A 253-nucleotide genomic window follows, 5' to 3' on the forward strand; every position below is an offset into this window, starting at 1 on the left:
GTTGTAGCCGATTTGTGGGAAGAGGCTAAATTGATAGAACCAGTTGAAGTAGTCACTCGTGATACGTTTTTCTTTTTTAAAGAACTTGCCGTATTCTTCATCGGGATTTTCGCTGCCTAAATAATCCAAAATAAAGTTCAGTAAGGCATGATTTTGATATTCGCACGCCGGGCGGTAAATGCCGAGTGGTACGCGGCAGGCGGATTTTTTATCAGGGTTTTCATGCGGAATGTTAAACACCAAACTGCCGAAA

1 pseudogene is annotated in these 253 nt (G+C 42.3%); it reads right to left on the reverse strand.

From position 1 onward, the window contains the following. Positions 1 to 253, reverse strand: a pseudogene (locus tag HMPREF3263_RS06265) (hypothetical protein); the annotation flags it as partial.

It is taken from the genome of Haemophilus sp. HMSC61B11, assembly GCF_001838615.1.
Lineage (GTDB): Bacteria > Pseudomonadota > Gammaproteobacteria > Enterobacterales > Pasteurellaceae > Haemophilus_D > Haemophilus_D parainfluenzae_AD.